19 protein-coding genes are annotated in these 20,007 nt (G+C 52.2%); 15 read left to right on the forward strand and 4 right to left on the reverse strand.

Annotated elements, in window-relative coordinates:
- Positions 1 to 26: 26 nt before the first annotated feature.
- The 12 genes from nqrC (at position 27) to agp (ending at position 12,180) form a co-directional block, all read left to right on the forward strand.
- Positions 27 to 779 carry an NADH:ubiquinone reductase (Na(+)-transporting) subunit C gene (gene nqrC / locus AL515_RS09815; RefSeq protein ID WP_048212092.1) on the forward strand — a complete coding sequence of 251 codons (753 nt, stop codon included), beginning with the start codon at positions 27 to 29 and terminating at the stop codon, positions 777 to 779.
- A 272-nt stretch (positions 780 to 1,051) separates the two neighbouring features.
- Entirely contained in the window at positions 1,052 to 3,001 is a 1,950-nt protein-coding gene (locus tag AL515_RS09820; RefSeq protein WP_061067647.1) for an FTR1 family iron permease, read from the forward strand.
- 29 nt (positions 3,002 to 3,030) lie between these two features.
- Positions 3,031 to 3,558, forward strand: a complete 528-nt coding sequence (locus AL515_RS09825; protein ID WP_003035987.1) for an iron transporter — start codon at positions 3,031 to 3,033, stop codon at positions 3,556 to 3,558.
- 200 nt (positions 3,559 to 3,758) lie between these two features.
- Positions 3,759 to 5,138, forward strand: a complete 1,380-nt coding sequence (locus AL515_RS09830; RefSeq protein WP_061067648.1) for a Fe-S-containing protein — start codon at positions 3,759 to 3,761, stop codon at positions 5,136 to 5,138.
- Positions 5,139 to 5,142: 4 nt separating this feature from the next.
- Positions 5,143 to 6,426 carry an ABC transporter permease gene (locus AL515_RS09835; RefSeq protein ID WP_061067649.1) on the forward strand — a complete coding sequence of 428 codons (1,284 nt, stop codon included), beginning with the start codon at positions 5,143 to 5,145 and terminating at the stop codon, positions 6,424 to 6,426.
- Positions 6,416 to 7,546: an ABC transporter permease gene (locus AL515_RS09840; RefSeq protein WP_061067650.1), complete on the forward strand. Its 1,131-nt coding sequence runs from the start codon at positions 6,416 to 6,418 to the stop codon at positions 7,544 to 7,546. Before AL515_RS09835 ends, AL515_RS09840 begins: the two co-directional genes overlap by 11 nt.
- A 4-nt stretch (positions 7,547 to 7,550) precedes the next feature.
- Positions 7,551 to 8,246 (forward strand): ABC transporter ATP-binding protein, encoded by a 696-nt coding sequence (locus AL515_RS09845; RefSeq protein ID WP_048212087.1) that lies wholly within the window; start codon positions 7,551 to 7,553, stop codon positions 8,244 to 8,246.
- A complete protein-coding gene (locus AL515_RS09850; RefSeq protein WP_061067651.1) occupies positions 8,233 to 8,718 on the forward strand; it encodes a TlpA family protein disulfide reductase in 486 nt (161 codons plus the stop codon). The genes AL515_RS09845 and AL515_RS09850 overlap by 14 nt, the downstream gene beginning before the upstream one ends.
- 24 nt (positions 8,719 to 8,742) lie before the next feature.
- On the forward strand, positions 8,743 to 9,231 hold the full coding sequence (locus AL515_RS09855; RefSeq protein ID WP_061067652.1) for a hypothetical protein: 489 nt from the start codon (positions 8,743 to 8,745) through the stop codon (positions 9,229 to 9,231).
- 86 nt (positions 9,232 to 9,317) lie between these two features.
- The gene (locus tag AL515_RS09860; protein WP_105242161.1) at positions 9,318 to 10,073 is read left to right on the forward strand and encodes a sulfite exporter TauE/SafE family protein; all 756 of its coding nucleotides are present in this window, start codon (positions 9,318 to 9,320) and stop codon (positions 10,071 to 10,073) included.
- A 69-nt stretch (positions 10,074 to 10,142) separates the two neighbouring features.
- On the forward strand, positions 10,143 to 10,850 hold the full coding sequence (locus AL515_RS09865) for an ArsR/SmtB family transcription factor (protein ID WP_048212084.1): 708 nt from the start codon (positions 10,143 to 10,145) through the stop codon (positions 10,848 to 10,850).
- 88 nt (positions 10,851 to 10,938) lie between these two features.
- On the forward strand, positions 10,939 to 12,180 hold the full coding sequence (gene agp, locus AL515_RS09870; protein WP_061067653.1) for a bifunctional glucose-1-phosphatase/inositol phosphatase: 1,242 nt from the start codon (positions 10,939 to 10,941) through the stop codon (positions 12,178 to 12,180).
- Between the two features lie 38 nt (positions 12,181 to 12,218).
- Here the strand turns inward: agp and AL515_RS09875 are convergent, their stop codons facing one another.
- Positions 12,219 to 12,446 carry a YccJ family protein gene (locus tag AL515_RS09875; protein WP_061067654.1) on the reverse strand — a complete coding sequence of 76 codons (228 nt, stop codon included), beginning with the start codon at positions 12,444 to 12,446 and terminating at the stop codon, positions 12,219 to 12,221.
- A gap of 20 nt (positions 12,447 to 12,466) precedes the next feature.
- The gene (wrbA, locus tag AL515_RS09880) at positions 12,467 to 13,063 is read right to left on the reverse strand and encodes an NAD(P)H:quinone oxidoreductase (RefSeq protein WP_003832057.1); all 597 of its coding nucleotides are present in this window, start codon (positions 13,061 to 13,063) and stop codon (positions 12,467 to 12,469) included.
- 385 nt (positions 13,064 to 13,448) lie between these two features.
- Here wrbA and AL515_RS09890 point away from each other — a divergent pair, with 385 nt between their 5' ends.
- From AL515_RS09890 to rutR, 3 genes are all read left to right on the forward strand, one after another.
- Positions 13,449 to 13,622 carry a general stress protein gene (locus tag AL515_RS09890; RefSeq protein ID WP_003036022.1) on the forward strand — a complete coding sequence of 58 codons (174 nt, stop codon included), beginning with the start codon at positions 13,449 to 13,451 and terminating at the stop codon, positions 13,620 to 13,622.
- 162 nt (positions 13,623 to 13,784) lie between these two features.
- A complete protein-coding gene (locus AL515_RS09895) occupies positions 13,785 to 14,699 on the forward strand; it encodes a DMT family transporter (RefSeq protein WP_061067655.1) in 915 nt (304 codons plus the stop codon).
- 58 nt (positions 14,700 to 14,757) lie between these two features.
- Positions 14,758 to 15,396, forward strand: a complete 639-nt coding sequence (gene rutR, locus AL515_RS09900) for an HTH-type transcriptional regulator RutR (protein ID WP_048212080.1) — start codon at positions 14,758 to 14,760, stop codon at positions 15,394 to 15,396.
- Here the strand turns inward: rutR and AL515_RS09905 are convergent.
- Positions 15,393 to 15,788, reverse strand: a complete 396-nt coding sequence (locus AL515_RS09905) for a lysozyme inhibitor LprI family protein (protein ID WP_061067656.1) — start codon at positions 15,786 to 15,788, stop codon at positions 15,393 to 15,395. The two genes, rutR and AL515_RS09905, sit on opposite strands and share 4 nt — an antisense overlap.
- Before the next feature lie 59 nt (positions 15,789 to 15,847).
- Positions 15,848 to 19,810, reverse strand: coding sequence for a trifunctional transcriptional regulator/proline dehydrogenase/L-glutamate gamma-semialdehyde dehydrogenase (putA, locus tag AL515_RS09910; RefSeq protein ID WP_061067657.1), 3,963 nt, complete (start codon positions 19,808 to 19,810; stop codon positions 15,848 to 15,850).
- Positions 19,811 to 20,007: the final 197 nt, after the last annotated feature.

Genomic DNA, 20,007 nt, shown 5'->3' on the forward strand with positions numbered 1-20,007 from the left:
TTATTTCTCGCAGGGATTAAAGAATAATGCGCAAGGGTAAAGTTATTGTTATATCAATGATGTTTTTTTGTATCCTTATTTTTATTGCTGCTATTGTCTGGTTTATGATGTATCAGGGGGAACTCGCTGAACCTACCGGTGAAGAGAAACATGCCGCTATTCTGCATGCTTCAGGCCTGTTGAAATCAGATGCGCAGGATAAAAAAACAATTAACAATTTGTATCAACGTTATATTTTAGCGCGTAAGGTTAATCTGGATTCCGGTGAATGGGTAGCTGATGACGTCCAGACGCAGGGATGTAAAAAACTCGCTCCGGAACATGATCCCGCGAAGATCCATCAGCGCTGTACGATTGCAGATGTATATCTTGTAAAAGATAAAAGCAATAAAATTCAACAAATTATACTCCCTGTTTTCGGTAAGGGCGCGAAGTCAATGATGTATGCCTTTCTGGCTCTTGACCCAGACGGACGTACGGTTAAAAACCTGTATTACTATCAGCAGCGGGAAACTCCTTTTTTGGGAGCCAGAGTGGAAGATGAGAGTTGGCGCAAGCAATGGCCGGGTAAAAAAGTGGTTGATAATAACTGGATGCCAGCACTAAGAATAACTCAGGAGAAACCACAGAATATCGATGAATATACAGTAGATGGTATTTCTGGTGCGACCCTGACATCGAATGGGGTTGAGAGAAGCATCAACTACTGGACAGGCGAACAGGGTTACGGCCGTTTTTTGCAACGGATTACTCGTGGCCCTGATATAATAGTTCCCTGATCGCTTTTGTTTTAAATAACGTTTATCTTCATACTCATTGCCGGCCTCATTTACGTCAGTGAGTATGGGGCAACTCAATTCCATATCACCGATAAATTCTCCTGTATTGACGGCATCATTAATAAATCCCGAATGTCTCAATTTCGTATTCATCACATTTTCATGAGATAAATTTACATAACTTGTTACCTATTGACATTTTTATGATCCAGGTCATGTACAACGCAAGCTAAAATCGATAATGATAATAATTATCATTTGTATTTTACGGGATGCGTACCGTGCGTAAGTTCTGTGTTTTCCTGCTGACCACTTTGTGTAGCTTGCTTGTAAGCCTTCATGTATGGGCCGCAACAAACTATGCTCCGTTAATTGAGGATATTGAACAACGTCTTGATAAAACAGCAGAACTTTACTCTCAGCAACAAACTGATGAAGCGCGGCGAACGGTGCAAATGGCTTACTTTGAGGTATTTGAAAACCTTGAAGGTCCTATTCGAATCAACATTTCCGCCAGCAAAAGTTATGAGATGGAAAGCGCTTTTGGTGAGATTCGTCGCATGATTGGCGAAAAAAAATCGCTCTCTGACGTGCAGTCTAAAATCGACTGGCTCAAAGCCTCGCTGCGCGAAGTTGAACCTGTGTTAGATGGCGGACATCGCCTGGTTGCCGAAGAGCAGCACAATGCGTTTTCCAGGACAGATATCGCCGTACACTGGCAAGAAAGTTTTCGCGTTATCGACGATTTGTTGGCTCAGGCAGTAAATAACTATCAGGCCGGGAATTTAAGCGTAGCCAGCCAGAACGTTCAACAAGCGCACTATCAAGGTTTTAAAAACTCAGAGATGGAAATGTCGGTCAGACAGAATCGATCGGCAAAAGACGCTGCTGCGATTAACCAGCAATTTTCTGCGTTGATTGCGCTCACCGCAGAGCCGGATCGCCTTAATGATGTCTCTTATCAGGTCACGACGTTGTTACAGGATATTGAGGATCTTCTGCCTGGTCTGCCTACTACCCGTGACGAACAGCAGGTCACGGCGGTGCAAAACACGGGGAATACGCCCACGGCACAGGATGATATAGCCCGCGCAGACTGGGCTGCCGTCTCGTTGGGTATCCATCAAAGTATTCAGAAAGCGATTGCCCGTTACCAGGAGGGCGATGCGAAGAATGCCATTCTGGATGTGCAAGACAGTTATTTTGACCGCTTTGAAGCTAGCGGTATGGAAAACAAAATCGGTTCTCGCGATTCGGCATTTAAAACCTCGCTGGAGGCTTACTTCACGCGTCTGGTTAGTCTGATGAAAGCGGGTCAGCCAGTGGAAAGACTCAACGCTGAAGCCAGCGCACTGGAGCAGGATTTACAAAAAGCAGTGGTGATGTTGGGGGAAGGAGAAGAAACCCAGTGGAGCCTGCTGCTCTACAGCCTGATGATTATCGTGCGCGAAGGACTGGAGGCCCTGCTTATTGTGGCGGCCATCGTGGCTTATATGGTGAAAAACAATCACCAGGATAAGCTTCCGTTAATTCGCCAGTCGGTGATTGTCGCGTTAATCGCAAGCGTTATTACCGCTGTGATATTCCAACTCCTGTTCACGAATTCCGGCGCCAGCCGAGAACTGCTGGAAGGCGTAACGATGCTGATTGCCGTCGTCATGCTGTTCTTCATGAGCTACTGGTTACTGTCTAAAGTCGAGGCTCGCCACTGGAAAGCATGGCTGGAAGGGAAACTGTCCCACTCACTTTCCCGTGGTTCACTGGTTGGACTGTGGCTTACCAGCTTCCTGGCGGTTTACCGCGAAGGGGCGGAGACCGTGCTGTTTTACTACGCCCTTATCGGGGATGCGAATGATATTTCTGGGCATATGGCGATTGCGGCAGGTTTTGTTATCGGCTGTGTTGTTCTGCTGGTCGCCTGGCTCATCATGCGCTACTCGGTTGTACGCCTGCCTTTGAAGCCGTTCTTTATGTTTACCGGCAGTTTTATGTACCTGATGGCCTTTGTATTTGCGGGCAAAGGGGTTCTGGAACTGGTGGAAGGTAAGCTGTTCCAGCCAACGTTGATTAACGGCTTCCCTGAAATCAGTTGGTTGGGAATTTATCCCTACGTGGAAACGTTATTACCGCAGACCATATTGCTACTTGCGGCGCTGGTGGCGCTGTGGGTGATGCGGCGGAAAAGCACTGTTCCTGGGGAAACGATAAAAACTAATCTATAGCTGTTATTTGAGACGAGAGGATATGTCTGATGACCATGAAGAAAACCCTGATTGCCAGTGCAGTGATGGCCGGTATTTTCACTGCTCCGGCAGCGTTTGCCTTTAAGGAGTATCCGGCAGGCGAGCCTGTCACCATGAATGAGATGGAACTGGCCGCTGTGTACCTGCAGCCAATCGATATGGAACCGCGTGGCATGGGATTACCGGCAGCAAAAGCCGATATTCACCTTGAGGCGGATATTCATGCCGTGGAAGGCAGTAAAAATGGTTTTGGCGCAGGCGAATGGATCCCTTATCTGACTATCAGTTACACCTTGATTAACAGTGATACGGGTGAAAAACAAGAAGGTACGTTCATGCCGATGGTTGCCAGCGATGGCCCTCATTACGGTGCGAACATCAAAATGATGGGGGTGGGTAACTATAAAGTGACCTATCACATCGAACCGCCGTCAAAAGCAGGTATGCACCGTCATACAGACAGTGAGACCGGCGTTGGTCGCTGGTGGAAACCATTTGATGTGAGTTATGAATTTAAATACGTCGGCCTGAACTAAGCGCTTTTCCATCAGGCTGCTTGATTTGCCATTTTGGACCGGGCAGTGCTCACAATCTTACGTACGAAGTGTACCCACGATTTGTTTTGCGCTGCTCATGTCTTAACTGACCGCGAACTTATCCCCCTGATGGGCAGGCTCTAAATTATCGATGTACCTGGATAGTTACATCATTCAATCCGCCGTACAGAGTCGATGTTATGAGTTATTTTTTTGTCACGACGCTACAGGTTTTTTTCTGCATTGCGCTGCTCTCCGGGGTTCTCTGGAGTCGCATCGATCCCCCTTCATTGCGCCCACTCGTCTGGACCTTATTCACAGGCTTAATCCTTGGCGTGCTGGTGGGACTTACCCTCCGCGGCTCGCAGCCAGTGCAATTGTTGCTGGTTGGCACAGAAGTGATGATTACGCTGCTGTTTGTATTGAGCTTCTGGTGGGTATCAAAGCGCATTCGCTACCTGTGGCAAGGGATTTTGGTGTTTGGCGCAGCCCGACATTGGGCTTTGGATCCCAATCTCGGCGGATTAACCAGCACCCATGTGCTAAATACCGATCTGCTGTTGAATCTGACGGCAATGCTATTGGCATTTGCGATCCTCTGCCTGGCGGGGGTACTGAGCGCCATGCTGTTGCGTCGTATTCGTGGACTCTACTGGCCGTTGACGCTGATTCTGATGGTCATGATTTGGCTGCCATTAAGCGGTAATTTGTTGCTGCTGTTAATGAAACTGCAGGTGCTACCGCTGGCGAAATCGCTATTGAGTTTCGTGGCCAAAGTGACAAACAACGCGGCGATGTATAACTGGTTGGGGGCCGCCTTATTACTTGCTCTGGCACTGTGCTGGGTACCGGCGTTGTTACGCGCGATCCGCCAGACGCGTAAAGCCGATGAGCCGATTGCTTATCGACTGGCGCTGGCGCATCGTCGAAATGCGTTTCGTCTTTGGCTGGTCACGCTAGGTTGTGCGGTGGTGGTGATCGCCGGGCAACTGTGGTGGGAAAAAGTCGCCTCTCAACCGCCGCAGTTGTCAGAAGCCATTCCGGTACAACTTGCCAGTGATGGCATGGTTCATCTGCCAATAGAACGACTCCGTGATGGCAAGCTGCACCGCTTTGTTTGGGTGGCCGATGATGGTAAAGCGGTACGTTTTTTCGTGATTAACCGCTATCCCGACAAGTTGCGTTTGGGGGTGGTTTTTGATGCCTGTCTACTGTGTGGCGATCAGGGTTACGTGATGGAAGGTAATCAGGTTATCTGCGTGGCATGCGGGGTACACATTTTCATTCCTTCGATTGGTAAACCTGGTGGTTGCAATCCGGTGCCAATTGAAAACTGGCGTAATGATGAGAAAGAGCTGGTGATCCCAGGTAAAGAGCTGGCTGCTGGCGTGAATTACTTCTCGACGGTCATGACCATCAAGGTGACCGACCCGGTTGATGGTTCCACATTGACCAATACTTCTGCTGACTACAAATACAGCTATGGTGGCAAAACCTGGTTTTTCTCGTCCGAGGCCAATTACGATCGCTTCCGTAAAACTCCGGAACAGTTCGTCCCTGCTGAATTGAGGGAGGAGTAACAAAATGCTGTGGCGAATGTTACGACAATCCTGGGGGCGTAATCTCCGACGCAAGGGGCTGGCTATTATGACCGTCTTTCTTGCGTCCAGCCTTATCTCCGCCCTGCTGGCGGTGTCGATTGATATTGGCGATAAAATGTCCAGAGAATTGAAGTCCTATGGTGCCAATATTTTGATTGAACCTGCCGGACAGGCGGCGCTGCCTGCACTTTTCAGTGAAAACAGTAATCCACTATCAGGACAGGATTTCCTTGATGAAGCGGAACTCCCCAACATTAAGGATATTTTCTGGCGCAACAACATTGTCGGCTTTGCCCCTATGCTTGGCGGTGATGTCGACGTTAACGGCAAAGAAGTACGTATTCTCGGCACCTTCTTCAGCCAACCGGTAGATATTCCAGATGAAGAAGGGTTTGAGACGGGGCAAAAAACGGTAAGCCCATTCTGGCAAGTGACAGGCCACTGGCCGCAAGAGCCTGCTGGTGATGCTCCTCAAACACTGGTAGGGCATGCGTTGGCACGACAAACGGGCTGGAAGCCAGGCGATCAACTGGTGATCCGTACCAGCAATACAACGGTGAATGTGACCGTCAGCGGCATCCTCTCCAGCGGCGGGGATGAGGATAACCAACTGGTTATGCCGTTGAGCACGGCGCAAACGTTGCTGGATTTACCCGGCAAAGTGCAGGCCATTCGTGTCTCAGCGCTGACGGTGCCGGAAAATGAGTTGTCGCGTCGGGCGCGTGAAAATCTCGATGCACTGAATGCTGAAGAGTACGACCTTTGGTACTGCACGGCCTATGTCTCGTCCATTGCTCATCAACTGGAGGAGGCTATTTCCGGTGCAGAAGTTCGCCCTGTGTGGCAGGTTGCTGCATCTGAGGGGGTTGTAATCGATAAAATTCAGTTGCTGATGGCCGTCGTGACCGTCGCAGCACTGGCAGCTTCGGCTATGGGAATCGCGTCACTGATGACCAGCACCATTATGGAGCGCGCTAAAGAGATCGGCCTGATGAAGGCGCTTGGCGCGCATCAGTGGCAAATCATGCTGTTGTTCTATCTTGAAGCCGCGTCCAGTGGACTGGCCGGTGGGGCATTGGGATGTGTTGCTGGATGGGGAATGGCGAAAGCGATTGGCCTGATGCTATTTGATGCGCCATTAAATTTTGCCTGGATTGTGGTGCCATGTGTATTGGTTATTGCGGTCCTGATTGCCCTGATTGGCACCTGGTTCCCGGCCCGCCGTATTGCCCGCCTGTATCCTGTGGAGGTGCTGTATGGCCGCTAAACGTACCATGCTCTGGTTGCTGGTATGGCGGGCGCTGCGTCTGCGTTTTCAGCGAGTTAGCGTAGTATTTGCCGCATTGATGGTCGGGGCGACCATTGTGACCGCGCTATCTGCGGTGTGGTTCGACATCAATACCAAAATGAGTGAAGAATTGCGGACCTTTGGCGCAAATTTCTACATCGGGCCAGGCCATGGCTCCAGCATGCCGCAGCAAGCGTTGCAGACTATTTTAGATCAGGCACCGCAAGGCCTGGTTCACGGAGCCAGTCCTTGGCTTTACGGTATGGCGCGTACCGAGCTGGAGAAGGTGGTGATTGTCGGCGTGTGGTTTGAATCCTTGCAAAAGCTGGTGCCGTACTGGCAGGTTCAGGGGAGTTGGATTGGTGTTAGCTTTGACGATCGCAATGCGATGATTGGCGTCAAATTGGCTGAGCGTCTTAACGTCCAACCGGGCGATAACATCATCCTGGTGGATCACAATCAGCGCAAAAACTTACAGATAAAAGGCATTGTTGAAGCCGGTGATGCGACAGATAACATGCTAATTGTGAGTCTTGATGTGGCGCAGGCGTGGTTGCATCAGCCCGATAAAATCAGCCATGGGCTGCTGAGTGTCAGTAACGATGTCGGTCAGGTGGAAAACTATGCCAGCCGATTGCAGGCTCAATACCCGGATCTGGAGATCCGTCCTATACGGAAAGTCTCCGCATCAGAAGGACAGGTACTGGATAAAATAAAAGGGTTAATGGGGCTGGTATCGGTTGTGATCCTTGCGCTGTCATCTTTGTGCGTGAATACCACGTTGATGGCCATTGTGGGTGAGCGGGCCAGGGAATTTGCGCTGCAAAAAGCGTTGGGGGCCAGCAACGGTGATATTGTCCGGCAAATTCTCCTTGAAACCTGCATTATCGCGCTGGCTGCAGTGGTTTGTGGGTGGATCTTAGGGTACATGTTGGCCCAACTACTGGGACTGACCGTATTCAATGCCGCAATAGCGCTACGCTGGCCAGTGCTGCCCATCACCCTGACATTATCTTTACTGGTCGCCATTCTGGCGGCGATTGTTCCGGTCCGTCGCGCGGTTAGCGTCGAACCCGCAAAAGTGTTGAAAGGAGAGTAACGCAATGTCCGTTGTGCAGACCCCGTCAATGGCGATTGAAACCCGCCATTTATATAAACGGTTCGGCGATGTTACCGCCTTAGATGACATTAACCTGCAAATAGTGCAGGGGGAGTTTGTCGCGATTATGGGCGCTTCTGGTTCGGGTAAAACGACACTGATGAATATTCTGACCTGCCTGGACACCGCGACAGAAGGTCAGGTGTTTTTAGATGGGATTGATGCTGCCGCACTGGATGAAGAGGGGCGTCGCCGTTTTCGTGCTGAGAAAATAGGGTTGGTATTCCAGCAGTTTCATCTGATCCCGTTTTTAACCGCGCTGGAGAATATCATGCTGGCGCAACACTACCATAGCGTGGTAGATGAAGCGGCGGCCAGAAAGGTTCTGGAACAAGTCGGTCTTGGGCATCGAGTAACACACCTGCCGAGTCAACTTTCTGGGGGAGAGCAGCAACGGGTGTGCATTGCCCGGGCGCTGGTCAATGAGCCGCCGGTGATTTTTGCCGATGAACCTACGGGTAACCTTGACGAAGAGAATGAACAGCGGGTGTTGGATCTACTCACTGACCTGCATCGGCAGGGGCGCACGATTGTGATGGTGACGCATAATCCGGCGCTTGGGTTATTTGCCGATCGTATTATCCGTTTGCAGCATGGCAAATATCAGGGTGAGGAGGCGAATCAACATGCGCTGGATTAACATATTAACTTTCTCCATTTTGGTTCTGATTAGTGGATGTAAAGAAGAGAAGTTGGTGGTTGGGCAGCAAGCCCCGGCGCTGGCAACATTCGACCTGCAGGGGGGAGAAGCAGGGCTTGAACGCTGGCGTGGAAAGGCTGTTTATCTAAACTTTTGGTCGGCGGGATGCGGTGGCTGTCTTGCCGAAATGGACGCGCTGGAAGCGCTAAGTAAAAAGTGGGGCGATAACGTTATGGTCGTGGCCGTGAATACCGATCCGGCGACGGTTAACATAGATAACTTACTGGCGAAACATCAGGTTTCTTACCCGGTACTCCGCGATCAGCTTAAGATTTCCCAGGAGCGCTATCAGGTCATCGGTACGCCAACCTCTGTGTTAATTGACAGGGACGGTCGTGTACTGGAATTACACCAGGGGATGCGGAAACCGCCTGAGTTAGATGCAACGTTTGCGCGACTGGCCGCCCGATGAACGCGATACAAAGAGAAACACTATATGGCATTCAGGTGGAATAAAGAGAGTCTGGCCGTCCTGCGTGAAAATGCAGGCGTTCTCACGACGGAGCAGATTGCGGGGATGCTTCGCACTAATATTACGGTTGTGCGCAATATGGCGTACCGACTGAAACTGAGCCTGCGGGTATCAGCCTACAATCAAAAACGTATTGAGCAGGTACAAACTCTCTATACGTCTTCTGAACCACTAAATCTGAAAGAGATTGCTGCAAAAACTGGACTGACATTCAGTACGGTGCAATACATTGTATATGTGAAATTAAAAAGTAAACCATATACCAAACGGGAATATGTTTCCTTTGAAACTGATGATGCGGTTCATTATCGGATACAACGAGAGTTCATTGATACTGAGCGTTCCCTTTTACACAACATCCCAGATAACACGTGCTTTCATCAATTGTATCTGACAGACGGAACCTTATATTGTGCACGTAATATCCGCAGCGAAGTGATTATCTGCGAATAATTGGATGGCATATTTCGTCACCCGACGAAGCAAGTATTCATAGTTGCGTTTAACCTGGCTTATCTTTTTTTGTGGGGAAATAAAGAATGGCCAATGTATACGCATTTGAACCCTCCCTGGTGATGATGATTACCGTCACGTTTGTCCTCGCCGGGATGGTGAAAGGTGTCACCGGTATGGGTTTGCCCACGGTGGCGATGGGGATCCTCGGATCGCTTATTTCTCCGGTCGCAGCGGCGGCGATGTTGCTGTTACCCTCTCTAATTAGCAATCTGTTTCAGTTTGGCGGTGGTGGTAACACTGGCCGATTGCTGCAACGATTGTGGCCTATGCTGCTGGCGGTGGTGATTGCCACTTTGCTTGCCAGTGTCTGGATCACCGGGGGCGACACAACCCGGACCCAGTTTGCGCTTGGTATGGCACTGGTTGCTTATGCTATCTGGACGCTGGCGGGAAAGAAAATTACCGTGGATCCGCAGCGTGAAAAACCCCTTTCCCTTGTCATTGGATTCGTGACCGGTTTATTGACGGGGGGAACGGGGGTATTTGTCATGCCCGCCGTGCCATGGATCCAGTCTTTGGGCTTTGAAAAGGATGAACTGGTACAGGCGCTTGGGATCTCTTTTACGTTTTCGACACTGGCGTTAGCACTGGGCTTGTGGTGGCACAACGCGCTGCCCGTACAATCCCTAAGTTTGTCGGCTTTGGCCATTGTTCCTGCACTTATTGGCCAGTGGATAGGAACCCGTGTGCGAAGAGTTATTTCTCCGCTCGTGTTTAAACGCTGTTTTCTGTTTTGTCTGATCGGGCTTGGCGTAGAGATGATGCTGCGAGCGGCGTGACCTGTGCAGTGACTTTAGGGCGCTCTCATGGCATCGTTCATTCAGCTATTTAGGGTCAAAGGGGGCGTTATGGCATCAGTGGTGTTAAATGAAGAAGAGGACGATCTGGAGTCGAGAATGGCGCTTACTGCGGCGGCAATGGCCGATAAGTCGCGCTCGCGTATGCTGTGCGCCCTGATGGATGGGCGCGCCTGGACTGCAACCGAACTTAGCGCTGTGGCGGATGTGTCTGCGTCGACCGCCAGCGCGCATCTGGCGCGTCTGTGCGAACAACGCTTTGTTGTGGCGCTTGCGCAGGGCAGGCATCGTTATTTTCGCCTTGCGAGTCCCGATATCGCCGAACTGCTGGAGCGCCTGATGGGCGTGGCGTGGAGCACATCCGTACCACGAAAAATTACTACGCCGCTAAGCTTGCGGCATGCCCGAACTTGCTACGATCATCTGGCTGGAGAGGTGGCGGTAAGGCTGTTCGATACGCTGGTTTCCCGCCAGTGGTTAACGCCGGATGGCGAAACGCTGACGTTACTTGGACAGGAAAAGCTGGCGCTGATGGGGATTGTCCTCACTGCTGGCTCATCCCGGCGGAAATTAACCTGTGGTTGTCTGGACTGGAGCGAACGACGTTATCATCCCGGCGGCGTGCTTGGCGCATCGCTGCTGCGCTGGTTGATTGAAAAGCAATGGATAAAAACGCAGACAGGCAGCCGCCACGTTACCTTTACCCCACTTGGTGTGCGCAAACTTCAGACGGAGTTTGGCATCCAAACGACACGGTAGATGCCCCATTTTTGCGAAAGCGTTCCCGGAAAAATGTCATATATCTGTCACACTCTGTGGTGATTGATAACAACAAGAGGTCGTAGGGATGAATAAATCGTTAATCGCCGCAGCCGTGGCAGGGGCTGTATTATTGTCAACCGCCGCGCAGGCGCAGACCGCGCCGGAAGGCTATCAGCTTCAACAAGTATTGATGATGAGTCGGCATAACTTACGTGCACCTTTAGCCAATAATGGCAGCGTTCTTGAACAGTCCACCCCCAAGCAATGGCCAGAATGGGATGTCCCCGGCGGACAACTCACCACCAAAGGCGGTGTGCTGGAAATCTATATGGGCCACTACATGCGAGAGTGGCTGGCAGAGCAGGGGATGGTGAAATCGGGCGAATGTCCGGCACCGGATACGGTTTATACCTATGCTAACAGCCTGCAGCGCACTGTTGCTACGGCGCAGTTCTTTGTCACCGGTGCTTTCCCTGGTTGCGATGTTCCGGTCCATCATCAGGAAAAAATGGGCACCATGGATCCCACCTTTAATCCGGTGATCACCGATGATTCCGCCGCCTTCAGCCAGCAGGCCGTACAGGCCATGGAGAAAGAGCGTAGTAAAATGCAGCTCAACGATAGCTATCAGTTGCTTGAGCAAATGACCGACTACAAAGACTCTCCATCCTGCAAAGAAAAACAGCAGTGTTCCCTGACCGATGCCAAAGATACGTTCAGCGCGAAATACCAGCAGGAGCCAGGCGTATCGGGGCCGCTAAAGGTGGGAAATTCGCTGGTTGATGCCTTCACGCTGCAATATTACGAAGGCTTCCCGATGGACAAGGTTGCCTGGGGCGAGATTAAATCGGATCAGCAGTGGAAGGTTCTGTCGAAGCTGAAAAATGGCTATCAGGACAGCCTGTTCACCTCCCCGGAAGTGGCGCAGAACGTCGCCAAACCTCTGGTGAAATATATTGATAATGCGCTGGTTACTGAACGCGCGAAAGCACCGAAAATAACCGTGCTGGTGGGACATGACTCAAACATCGCTTCGCTGCTCACCGCGCTGGATTTCAAACCATACCAGCTTCACGATCAGAACGAGCGTACGCCGATTGGCGGGAAGATTGTCTTCCAGCGCTGGCATGACAGCAACGCAAATCGTGATCTGATGAAAATCGAGTATGTGTATCAGAGCTCGCAGCAGTTGCGTAATGCAGACGTTCTGACGCTGAAATCCCCGGCGCAGCGCGTAACGCTTGAGCTGAAAGGATGTCCGATAGATGCGGATGGTTTTTGCCCGATAGATAAGTTCGACAGCGTGCTGAATGAGGCGGCGAAGTAAAAGAAAAACTCCCCCGTGTTCGCGGGGGAGTCTGAGCGCTAGACGTTTTTACGTTCGATAGTCTGTTCACCCCAAAAGAGCGAATCTTTGTCTGTTTTTTCAAAGGCTTTGATGAGTACCTCGTCGCTACCTTCTTCCCAAATTTTTTCCGCCAGTTTTTCGTCATAATTCGCGACTTCAAAAATGGCTTCGGCTATTTCCGGCGATGTATTGCGCAGACTTGCCCATTCACCAACGTGATGAGCTTTCGCTTCTTGAGTTGGCATTCGAATCCTCCTGTTGAAGATTAGCCGTTGAGTTTTACTGCCAGACCCGCGACATATTCACCCTGATAGCGGGCGATAGATAACTCTTCCTGACTTGGCTGACGAGAGCCGTCGCCTCCGGCGATGGTCGTTGCGCCGTAAGGTGTGCCTCCACGAACTTGTGAGACATCAAACAGTTCTTGCGCCGCATAACCGATGGGTACAATCACCATCCCATGGTGGGCAAGTGTTGTCCAGGTTGATGTAATGGTTTGTTCCTGACCGCCGCCAGTGCCTGTTGAGCTGAATACGCTGGCGAGTTTGCCGTAAAGGCCGCCAGAAGCCCACAGTCCGCCAGTCTGGTCGAGGAAGGTGCGCATCTGGCCGGACATATTGCCAAAGCGTGTCGGGGTACCAAAAATAATGGCGTCGTAATCAGCCAGTTCTTGCGGGGTGGCGACTGGTGCGTTTTGGGTTTTGCCGCCAGCCTTGAGGAAAATCTCAGGCTGCATGGTCTCTGGTACGCGCTTAATAATCACTTCCGCGCCATCTACCTTATTTGCGCCTTCTGCAACTGCATGGGCCATAGTTTCAATGTGTCCGTACATGGAATAATAAAGCACCAGAACTTTTGCCATTTTACACTACTCCTCGAGTTAACTGTGTCCGTAGCGATTCGCTACCTCCCTTTAAAGATATGACGTACGGCCAGGAGTGCAAATTTCACAATCACTTCTTTGATTTATAACAATTTTTATAACAACTGTTTTTGTTGCAAAATGATACATTTTTAACCGAGCGGAATTTGGTAGCCATAAGAAAGACTTATTGATTTCATGCCGCGATTATTAACATCTGGCGGCCATTCCTGTTGCAGAATATTACAGTTCGCCGGTTATCCGGTTACTCTTCACTATGCTTAATCCCACGCAGTAAAAATCAGGGCACGGCCCTTGCGCTGCGTGAGGTATCACTCCTCAGTACCTATGCAATATGATGGCTAATCAATGACGGAGGTCAGTAATGGCAAACCATCGGGGCGGTTCCGGCAACTTTGCGGAAGACCGCGAAAGAGCATCAGAAGCAGGTCGAAAAGGTGGCCAGCACAGCGGGGGCAACTTCAAGAATGACCCGCAACGCGCTTCAGAAGCAGGAAAAAAAGGGGGCAAGAATAGTCACGGCAATAACAAATCGTAATTGTCGGGCTGTCTGTTAGAGATATCGTGACGGCTGAGTGTTCAGAGACAGACGTTACGTCGCCACCGCCGCCGGGTCGTTCCGGCGGTTTTTTTTGTCTGCAAGGTTGAACTGTAACAAAACGCAACGCAGACTAATGACATTCAGATAATCGGGTGTCTCATGTCATTACTTTCTCGTTATTCCTTCTCTGTTAAACCCCAGGAGGCGATCCTCATTGTGATCACCATGTTCTGGGGCGGAACGTTTTTGGCTGTGCAATATGCTGTCACGCTGAGCGGTCCCTTTTTCTTTGTCGGCGTGCGTTTTGCCACCGCCGCGCTGGCGGTCGCGCTTTTGTCGTTACGCACATTGCATAAGCTAACGTGGCTGGAATTCAAAGCAGGCGTGGCAATCGGTATCGCCATTGCGCTGGGCTATAGTCTGCAAACCTGGGGACTACAGTTTATTCCCAGCAGTAAATCGGCGTTTATTACTGCGATGTACGTGCCACTGGTACCGCTTTTACAATGGCTGTGTCTGGGACGTATGCCCGGACTGATGCCGTGTGTCGGCATTGTGCTGGCTTTTATCGGGTTGATTTTTCTCGCCGGGCCAGGAGGCAATTTGCTGGCTTTGGGCGAAGGAGAGTGGATCACGCTCGCTGGCGCGGTGGCGATTGCGGCGGAAATTATCCTGATTAGCGCGTGGGCGGGAAAAGTGGATGTGCGGCGGGTAACGGTGGTACAACTGGCAACTGCTTCAATCGTAGCGTTTATTGCAATGGCCCCAGCCGGAGAGTCCGTACCGCCGATGTCAACCGGATTGCTGGTTGTGGCGTTGGGGCTGGGGATTTTCAGTGCGATTATCCAGGTCACCATGAACTGGGCGCAGCGCAGCGTTTCGCCGACACGCGCAACGGTAATCTATACCGGTGAGCCTGTATGGGCGGGGATTTTTGGTCGACTCGCAGGGGAACGTCTGCCGCTGCTTGCTCTGTTGGGGGCGGCATTCATTATCATTGGCGTACTGGTCAGCGAACTCAAGTTCAAAAAGAAGAAAGCCGTCCAGCAGGAGGCTCCGCCCGAGTCGCTTTAATTTAACGTTTCAGTGTGCGATTTGTTATGCTGGCGCCCTCAGAACAAGGAGAGGGTGCATGGCTCAAGGCGCAGAGAAAAAAACAGGTAAACGCTCGCAGGCCGTGAGTGCAAAACGCCAGGCTATCTTAACCGCGGCATTAAATGTCTTTTCCCAGTATGGCATTCATGGCACGCGTCTGGAGCAGATTGCGGAACTGGCGGGGGTGTCTAAAACGAATCTGCTTTATTACTACCCTTCTAAAGAAGTGCTCTATATTGCCGTATTACGCCAGATCCTCGATATCTGGCTGGCACCGCTGAAGGCCTTTCGCGAGGACTTTGCGCCACTGGCGGCGATTAAAGAGTACATCCGACTCAAACTGGAAGTGTCCCGCGATTATCCCCAGGCATCGCGACTATTTTGTATGGAAATGCTGGCAGGCGCGCCGTTGTTGATGGCTGAATTAACTGGCGATCTCAAAACGCTGATTGATGAGAAATCTGCGCTGATTGCTGGGTGGATTAAAAGCGGGAAGCTGGCGCCGGTCGATCCGCATCATCTGATTTTTATGATTTGGGCTTCAACCCAGCATTACGCCGATTTTGCCCCACAGGTAGAGGCAGTGACGGGCGCAACGCTGCGTGATGAAGCCTTTTTTAACCAAACCGTTGAGAGCGTACAGCGGATGATTATTGAAGGGATCCGCGTGCGTTAACCTGCCGGCGGTAACGGGCAGCTTAAGTCACCCTCTTCGCACTGTAAGAGCGAGGCGAGAAACGCTTCGCGTTCGTTGGTCTTATCCGTCAGGCACTGGCTGGAAATCATCGCCTGAACGCTACCGCCTTCGGTACCTGAACTGATTAACGCACAGTCCGCATCGCGCAAAGTTATCCAGGATATTTGCGCTTTTTTCAGTAAATCGCGCTGGGTTGGAGCGGCGCGCTTCAGCGCATTCTGGTACGTTTCATTAAGTTTGGCGTCGGCCGCCTTATACTGCTCTGCCGCACAGGTGTTCATCTCAATCTGCGTGTTCGCGTTGGCGCAGTCATCCGCCAGCACCTGGCCGCTCAGCAGCAGTGCGGCACAGGTCAGTACAATTCGTTTCATGCTTCCCTCTGGCTTCATAAAAAAAGGCCCCGTTACCGGAGCCTTAATTAACCACAACCTTAGCCGATTGTCATCAGGCTGGCATTCCCCCCGGCTGCGGCGGTATTGACGCTCAGGGAGCGCTCAATATACAACCTTTCCAGCAGAATATTGCTCTCGCCACGGGCAAAGCCCTGGACCGACACAATCGCCCCTTCGCGGGCTGCCACAGATTCGCACAATGCGCGAAGCTGATCGGAATCGCCGTGGAAAATAACGGCATCAAACGGCTGCGAGGTGATGTTGTCTGCTTTGGCAAACTGAATACGCCCGGAAACCGCAGTTGGCAGGCGTTTTGCCAGGTCGCGATGGAACGTATCATCTGGCCACAGGATTAAGCTACCAACGGAAGCCACCGCGGCAACCTGTACCAGTGCATCCTGTTCGTCATCGGCGATACACAGCACACGTTCGCGCGGCAACAGCGTCCAGGTATTGCGCTCGCCGGTTGGTCCTGGCAGCAGGCGTTGCGTTCCGGCCTGTGCCAGTTCGCCAAACTGCTGGCAGAGCGCATGCAGCGACGGGCGATCGATTGCCCATGCGGTGAGCGCTTCCAGCGGTTGAACGAGTGCGGCTTTAAGCTGCGCATCGACCGGGTAGTCTGCATCCTGACGCGCAAGCGTAATGCCTAACGCATTTTCCGGACGGTTAGCCAGCAGGCGGTACAGATACAGCGGTCCACCCGCTTTGGGTCCGGTGCCTGACAAGCCTTCGCCACCGAATGGCTGTACGCCGACAACGGCACCGACCATATTGCGGTTAACGTACAGGTTACCCACATGTGCCGATCCCGTGACCTGGGCGATGGTTTCATCGATGCGGGTGTGCACGCCCAGCGTCAGACCGTAGCCGGAGGCATTAATTTGCTCAATCAGGCTGCCCAGATTATTACGGGTGTAACGCACGACGTGCAGTACCGGACCAAACACCTCTTTTTGTAATTCATCGAAGCTTTCCAGCTCAATAAGCGTCGGGGCGATAAAGGTACCGGTTTGCCATTCCCGCGCATCGTCGCTATTTTCGCGCACGGCCTGGAACACCGGACGCCCTTTGGCGCGCATGGCCTGAATGTGGCGCTCAATATTGGCTTTGGCTTCTTCATCGATAACCGGTCCAATATCGGTAGTCAGGCGGCCCGGGTTGCCCATGCGGCATTCCGCCATCGCGCCGCGCAGCATTTTCAGCGTATGGTCGGCTACATCGTCCTGCAGACACAGGACGCGAAGCGCGGAGCAGCGCTGCCCGGCGCTGTCAAAGGCAGAAGCCAGGACGTCGACCACGACTTGTTCCGTCAGCGCGGAGGAGTCGACGATCATGGCGTTCATCCCGCCGGTTTCGGCGATAAGCGGGATTGGACGTCCCTGAGCATCCAGGCGGGTCGCGATATTGCGTTGCAACAGCGTGGCAACTTCCGTTGAGCCAGTAAACATGACGCCGCGTACGCGCTCATCGGAAGTGAGTTGCGCCCCGACCGTTTCGCCCTGACCAGGCAACAGTTGCACCACGCCCAGCGGTACACCCGCTTCGAGTAAAATAGCGATACCCTGGGCGGCAATCAGCGGGGTTTGTTCCGCAGGTTTCGCCAGCACGCTGTTGCCCGCCGCCAGCGCGGCGGCAATCTGTCCGGTGAATATAGCCAGCGGGAAGTTCCATGGGCTAATGCAAACTACCGGGCCTAACGGACGATGGGTTTCATTATCGAAGTCATCGCGGACCTGACCGGCATAATAGTGCAGGAAGTCGACCGCTTCGCGCACTTCCGCAATGGCGTTACTGAAGGTTTTACCTGCTTCGCGCACCAGAATGCCAATCAATTGCTGCATCTGGCCTTCCATCAGAACGGCGGCGCGATGCAAAATAGCGGCACGCTCTTGCGGCGGTGTGGCGAACCAGATCGGCGCGTTATTTACCGCGTTCTGTAATGCCTGTTCCACCTCGCTGTGAGTCGCTTCACGCACGTAACCGACTATGTCTTTCGGTTCGGCCGGGTTGACGACGGGCGTCATTTCACCGTCAGCAACCGGATGTTCGAGTATTGGCTTAGCGTGCCATTTTTGCAGCGCGCTGTTGAGCAGGGCAGAGGACAACGAGGCCAGACGATGTTCGTTAGCTAAATCCAGCCCGCCTGAGTTTTCGCGGCCTTTACCGTACAGGTCACGCGGCAGGGCAATTTTCGGATGCGGCAGCCCGGCCTGACCTTCCTGCTGAGCCAGTTTTTCAACGGCTTCAACAGGGTCGGCAACCAGTTCATCCAGCGGCAGGGTGGTGTCTGCAATACGGTTGACGAATGAGGTGTTGGCGCCGTTTTCCAGCAGACGACGTACCAGGTACGCCAGCAGCGTTTCGTGCGTGCCGACCGGCGCATAAATGCGGCATGGACGGTTCAGTTTGCCATCAGCGACTTTGCCGGTGACCTGTTCATACAGCGGTTCACCCATACCATGCAGACACTGGAACTCATACTGACCTGGATAGTAGTTTTGACCCGCTAGCTGATAAATGGCCGCCAGCGTATGGGCGTTGTGGGTGGCGAACTGTGGGTAGATCAGATTCGGTACAGCAAGCAGTTTTTTCGCACAGGCCAGATAGGAAACGTCGGTGTACACCTTACGGGTATAGACCGGATAACCTTCCAGACCGTCCATTTGCGCACGTTTGATTTCGCTATCCCAGTAGGCGCCCTTAACCAGGCGGATCATCAGGCGACGGCGGCTGCGCGTGGCGAGGTCAATCAGGTAGTCGATAACATACGGGCAGCGCTTCTGGTAGGCTTGAATAACAAAGCCGATACCGTTCCAGCCCGCCAGCTCAGGTTCAAAGCACAGTTTTTCCAGCAGATCGAGGGAGATTTCCAGTCGGTCTGCCTCTTCAGCATCGATATTGATACCGATGTCATACTGGCGTGCCAGCAGGGTCAGCGACTTCAGGCGCGGATAAAGCTCATCCATCACGCGGTCATACTGCGCGCGGCTGTAACGCGGGTGCAGCGCCGACAGCTTGATAGAAATGCCAGGCCCTTCATAGATACCGCGCCCGTTTGAGGCTTTGCCAATGGCGTGGATCGCCTGTTGGTACGACACCATATAAGCCTGGGCATCGGCGGCGGTCAGCGCGGCTTCACCCAGCATGTCATAAGAGTAGCGGAAACCTTTTTCTTCCAGTTTACGCGCGTTAGCCAGCGCTTCGGCGATAGTCTCTCCGGTGACAAACTGCTCGCCCATCAAGCGCATTGCCATGTCGACGCCTTTACGCACCAGTGGTTCACCGCTCTTGCCGATAATACGGTTGAGTGAGCGTGAAAGGCTGGCTTCATTATGCGTAGAAACCAGACGACCGGTAAACAACAGCCCCCAGGTCGCCGCGTTGACGAAAAGTGACGGACTGCGTCCAATGTGCGACTGCCAGTTGCCGTTGCTGATTTTGTCGCGGATTAACGCATCGCGGGTTGCCTTATCAGGAATACGCAGCAAGGCTTCCGCCAGACACATCAGCGCGACGCCTTCCTGTGAAGATAGGGAGAACTCCTGCAATAAACCTTGTACCATCCCGGCGCGGCCGCTGGCGGTCTTCTGGTTACGCAGTTTGTCGGCCAGGCTGTATGCCAGCTTGTGCGCTTGCTCAGCGATGGGTTGCGGCAGACGAGCCTGCTCCATCAGCATCGGCACTGCGTCGGTTTCGGCGCGGCGGTACGCGGCGGTGATTGCTGCGCGGGAAACAGACTGCGGCAGGATCTGCTCTGCAAATTCCAGGAAAGGCTGATGCGCTTCATTCTGCGGCGTGGTTGACTCCTCACCCTCATTCGCGGCACCCGCCAGCAGGGCCGGTAGTTCAGGAAGCGCGTCGTCATTTTCCAGTCTTTCGAGATAATTAAAGATGGCTTGTTTGATCAGCCAATGTGGCGTGCGATCGATTCGTGATGCTGCTGTTTTAATACGCTCGCGAGTGGCGTCATCCAGCTTAACCCCCATCGTGGTGGTTCCCATGCCATTTACTCCTGTTGTACTGAAATACGGGTCTGATAGTTACCGAGAAATATCCACTATGTTGCAACTTTGTGCAACCGTGTTAAATGTGACTTGGTTTGCAAGCTTGGAAATGAATGAAATGTTAATAAATGTGAGTTTTATGATGTGGGCTGTAAAAATTACAAAATCTTTTTCTCTGCGGTAGTTAACACTTT

Source organism: Citrobacter sp. FDAARGOS_156, from assembly GCF_001559235.2.
In the GTDB taxonomy this organism is placed as follows: Bacteria; Pseudomonadota; Gammaproteobacteria; order Enterobacterales; family Enterobacteriaceae; genus Citrobacter; species Citrobacter youngae.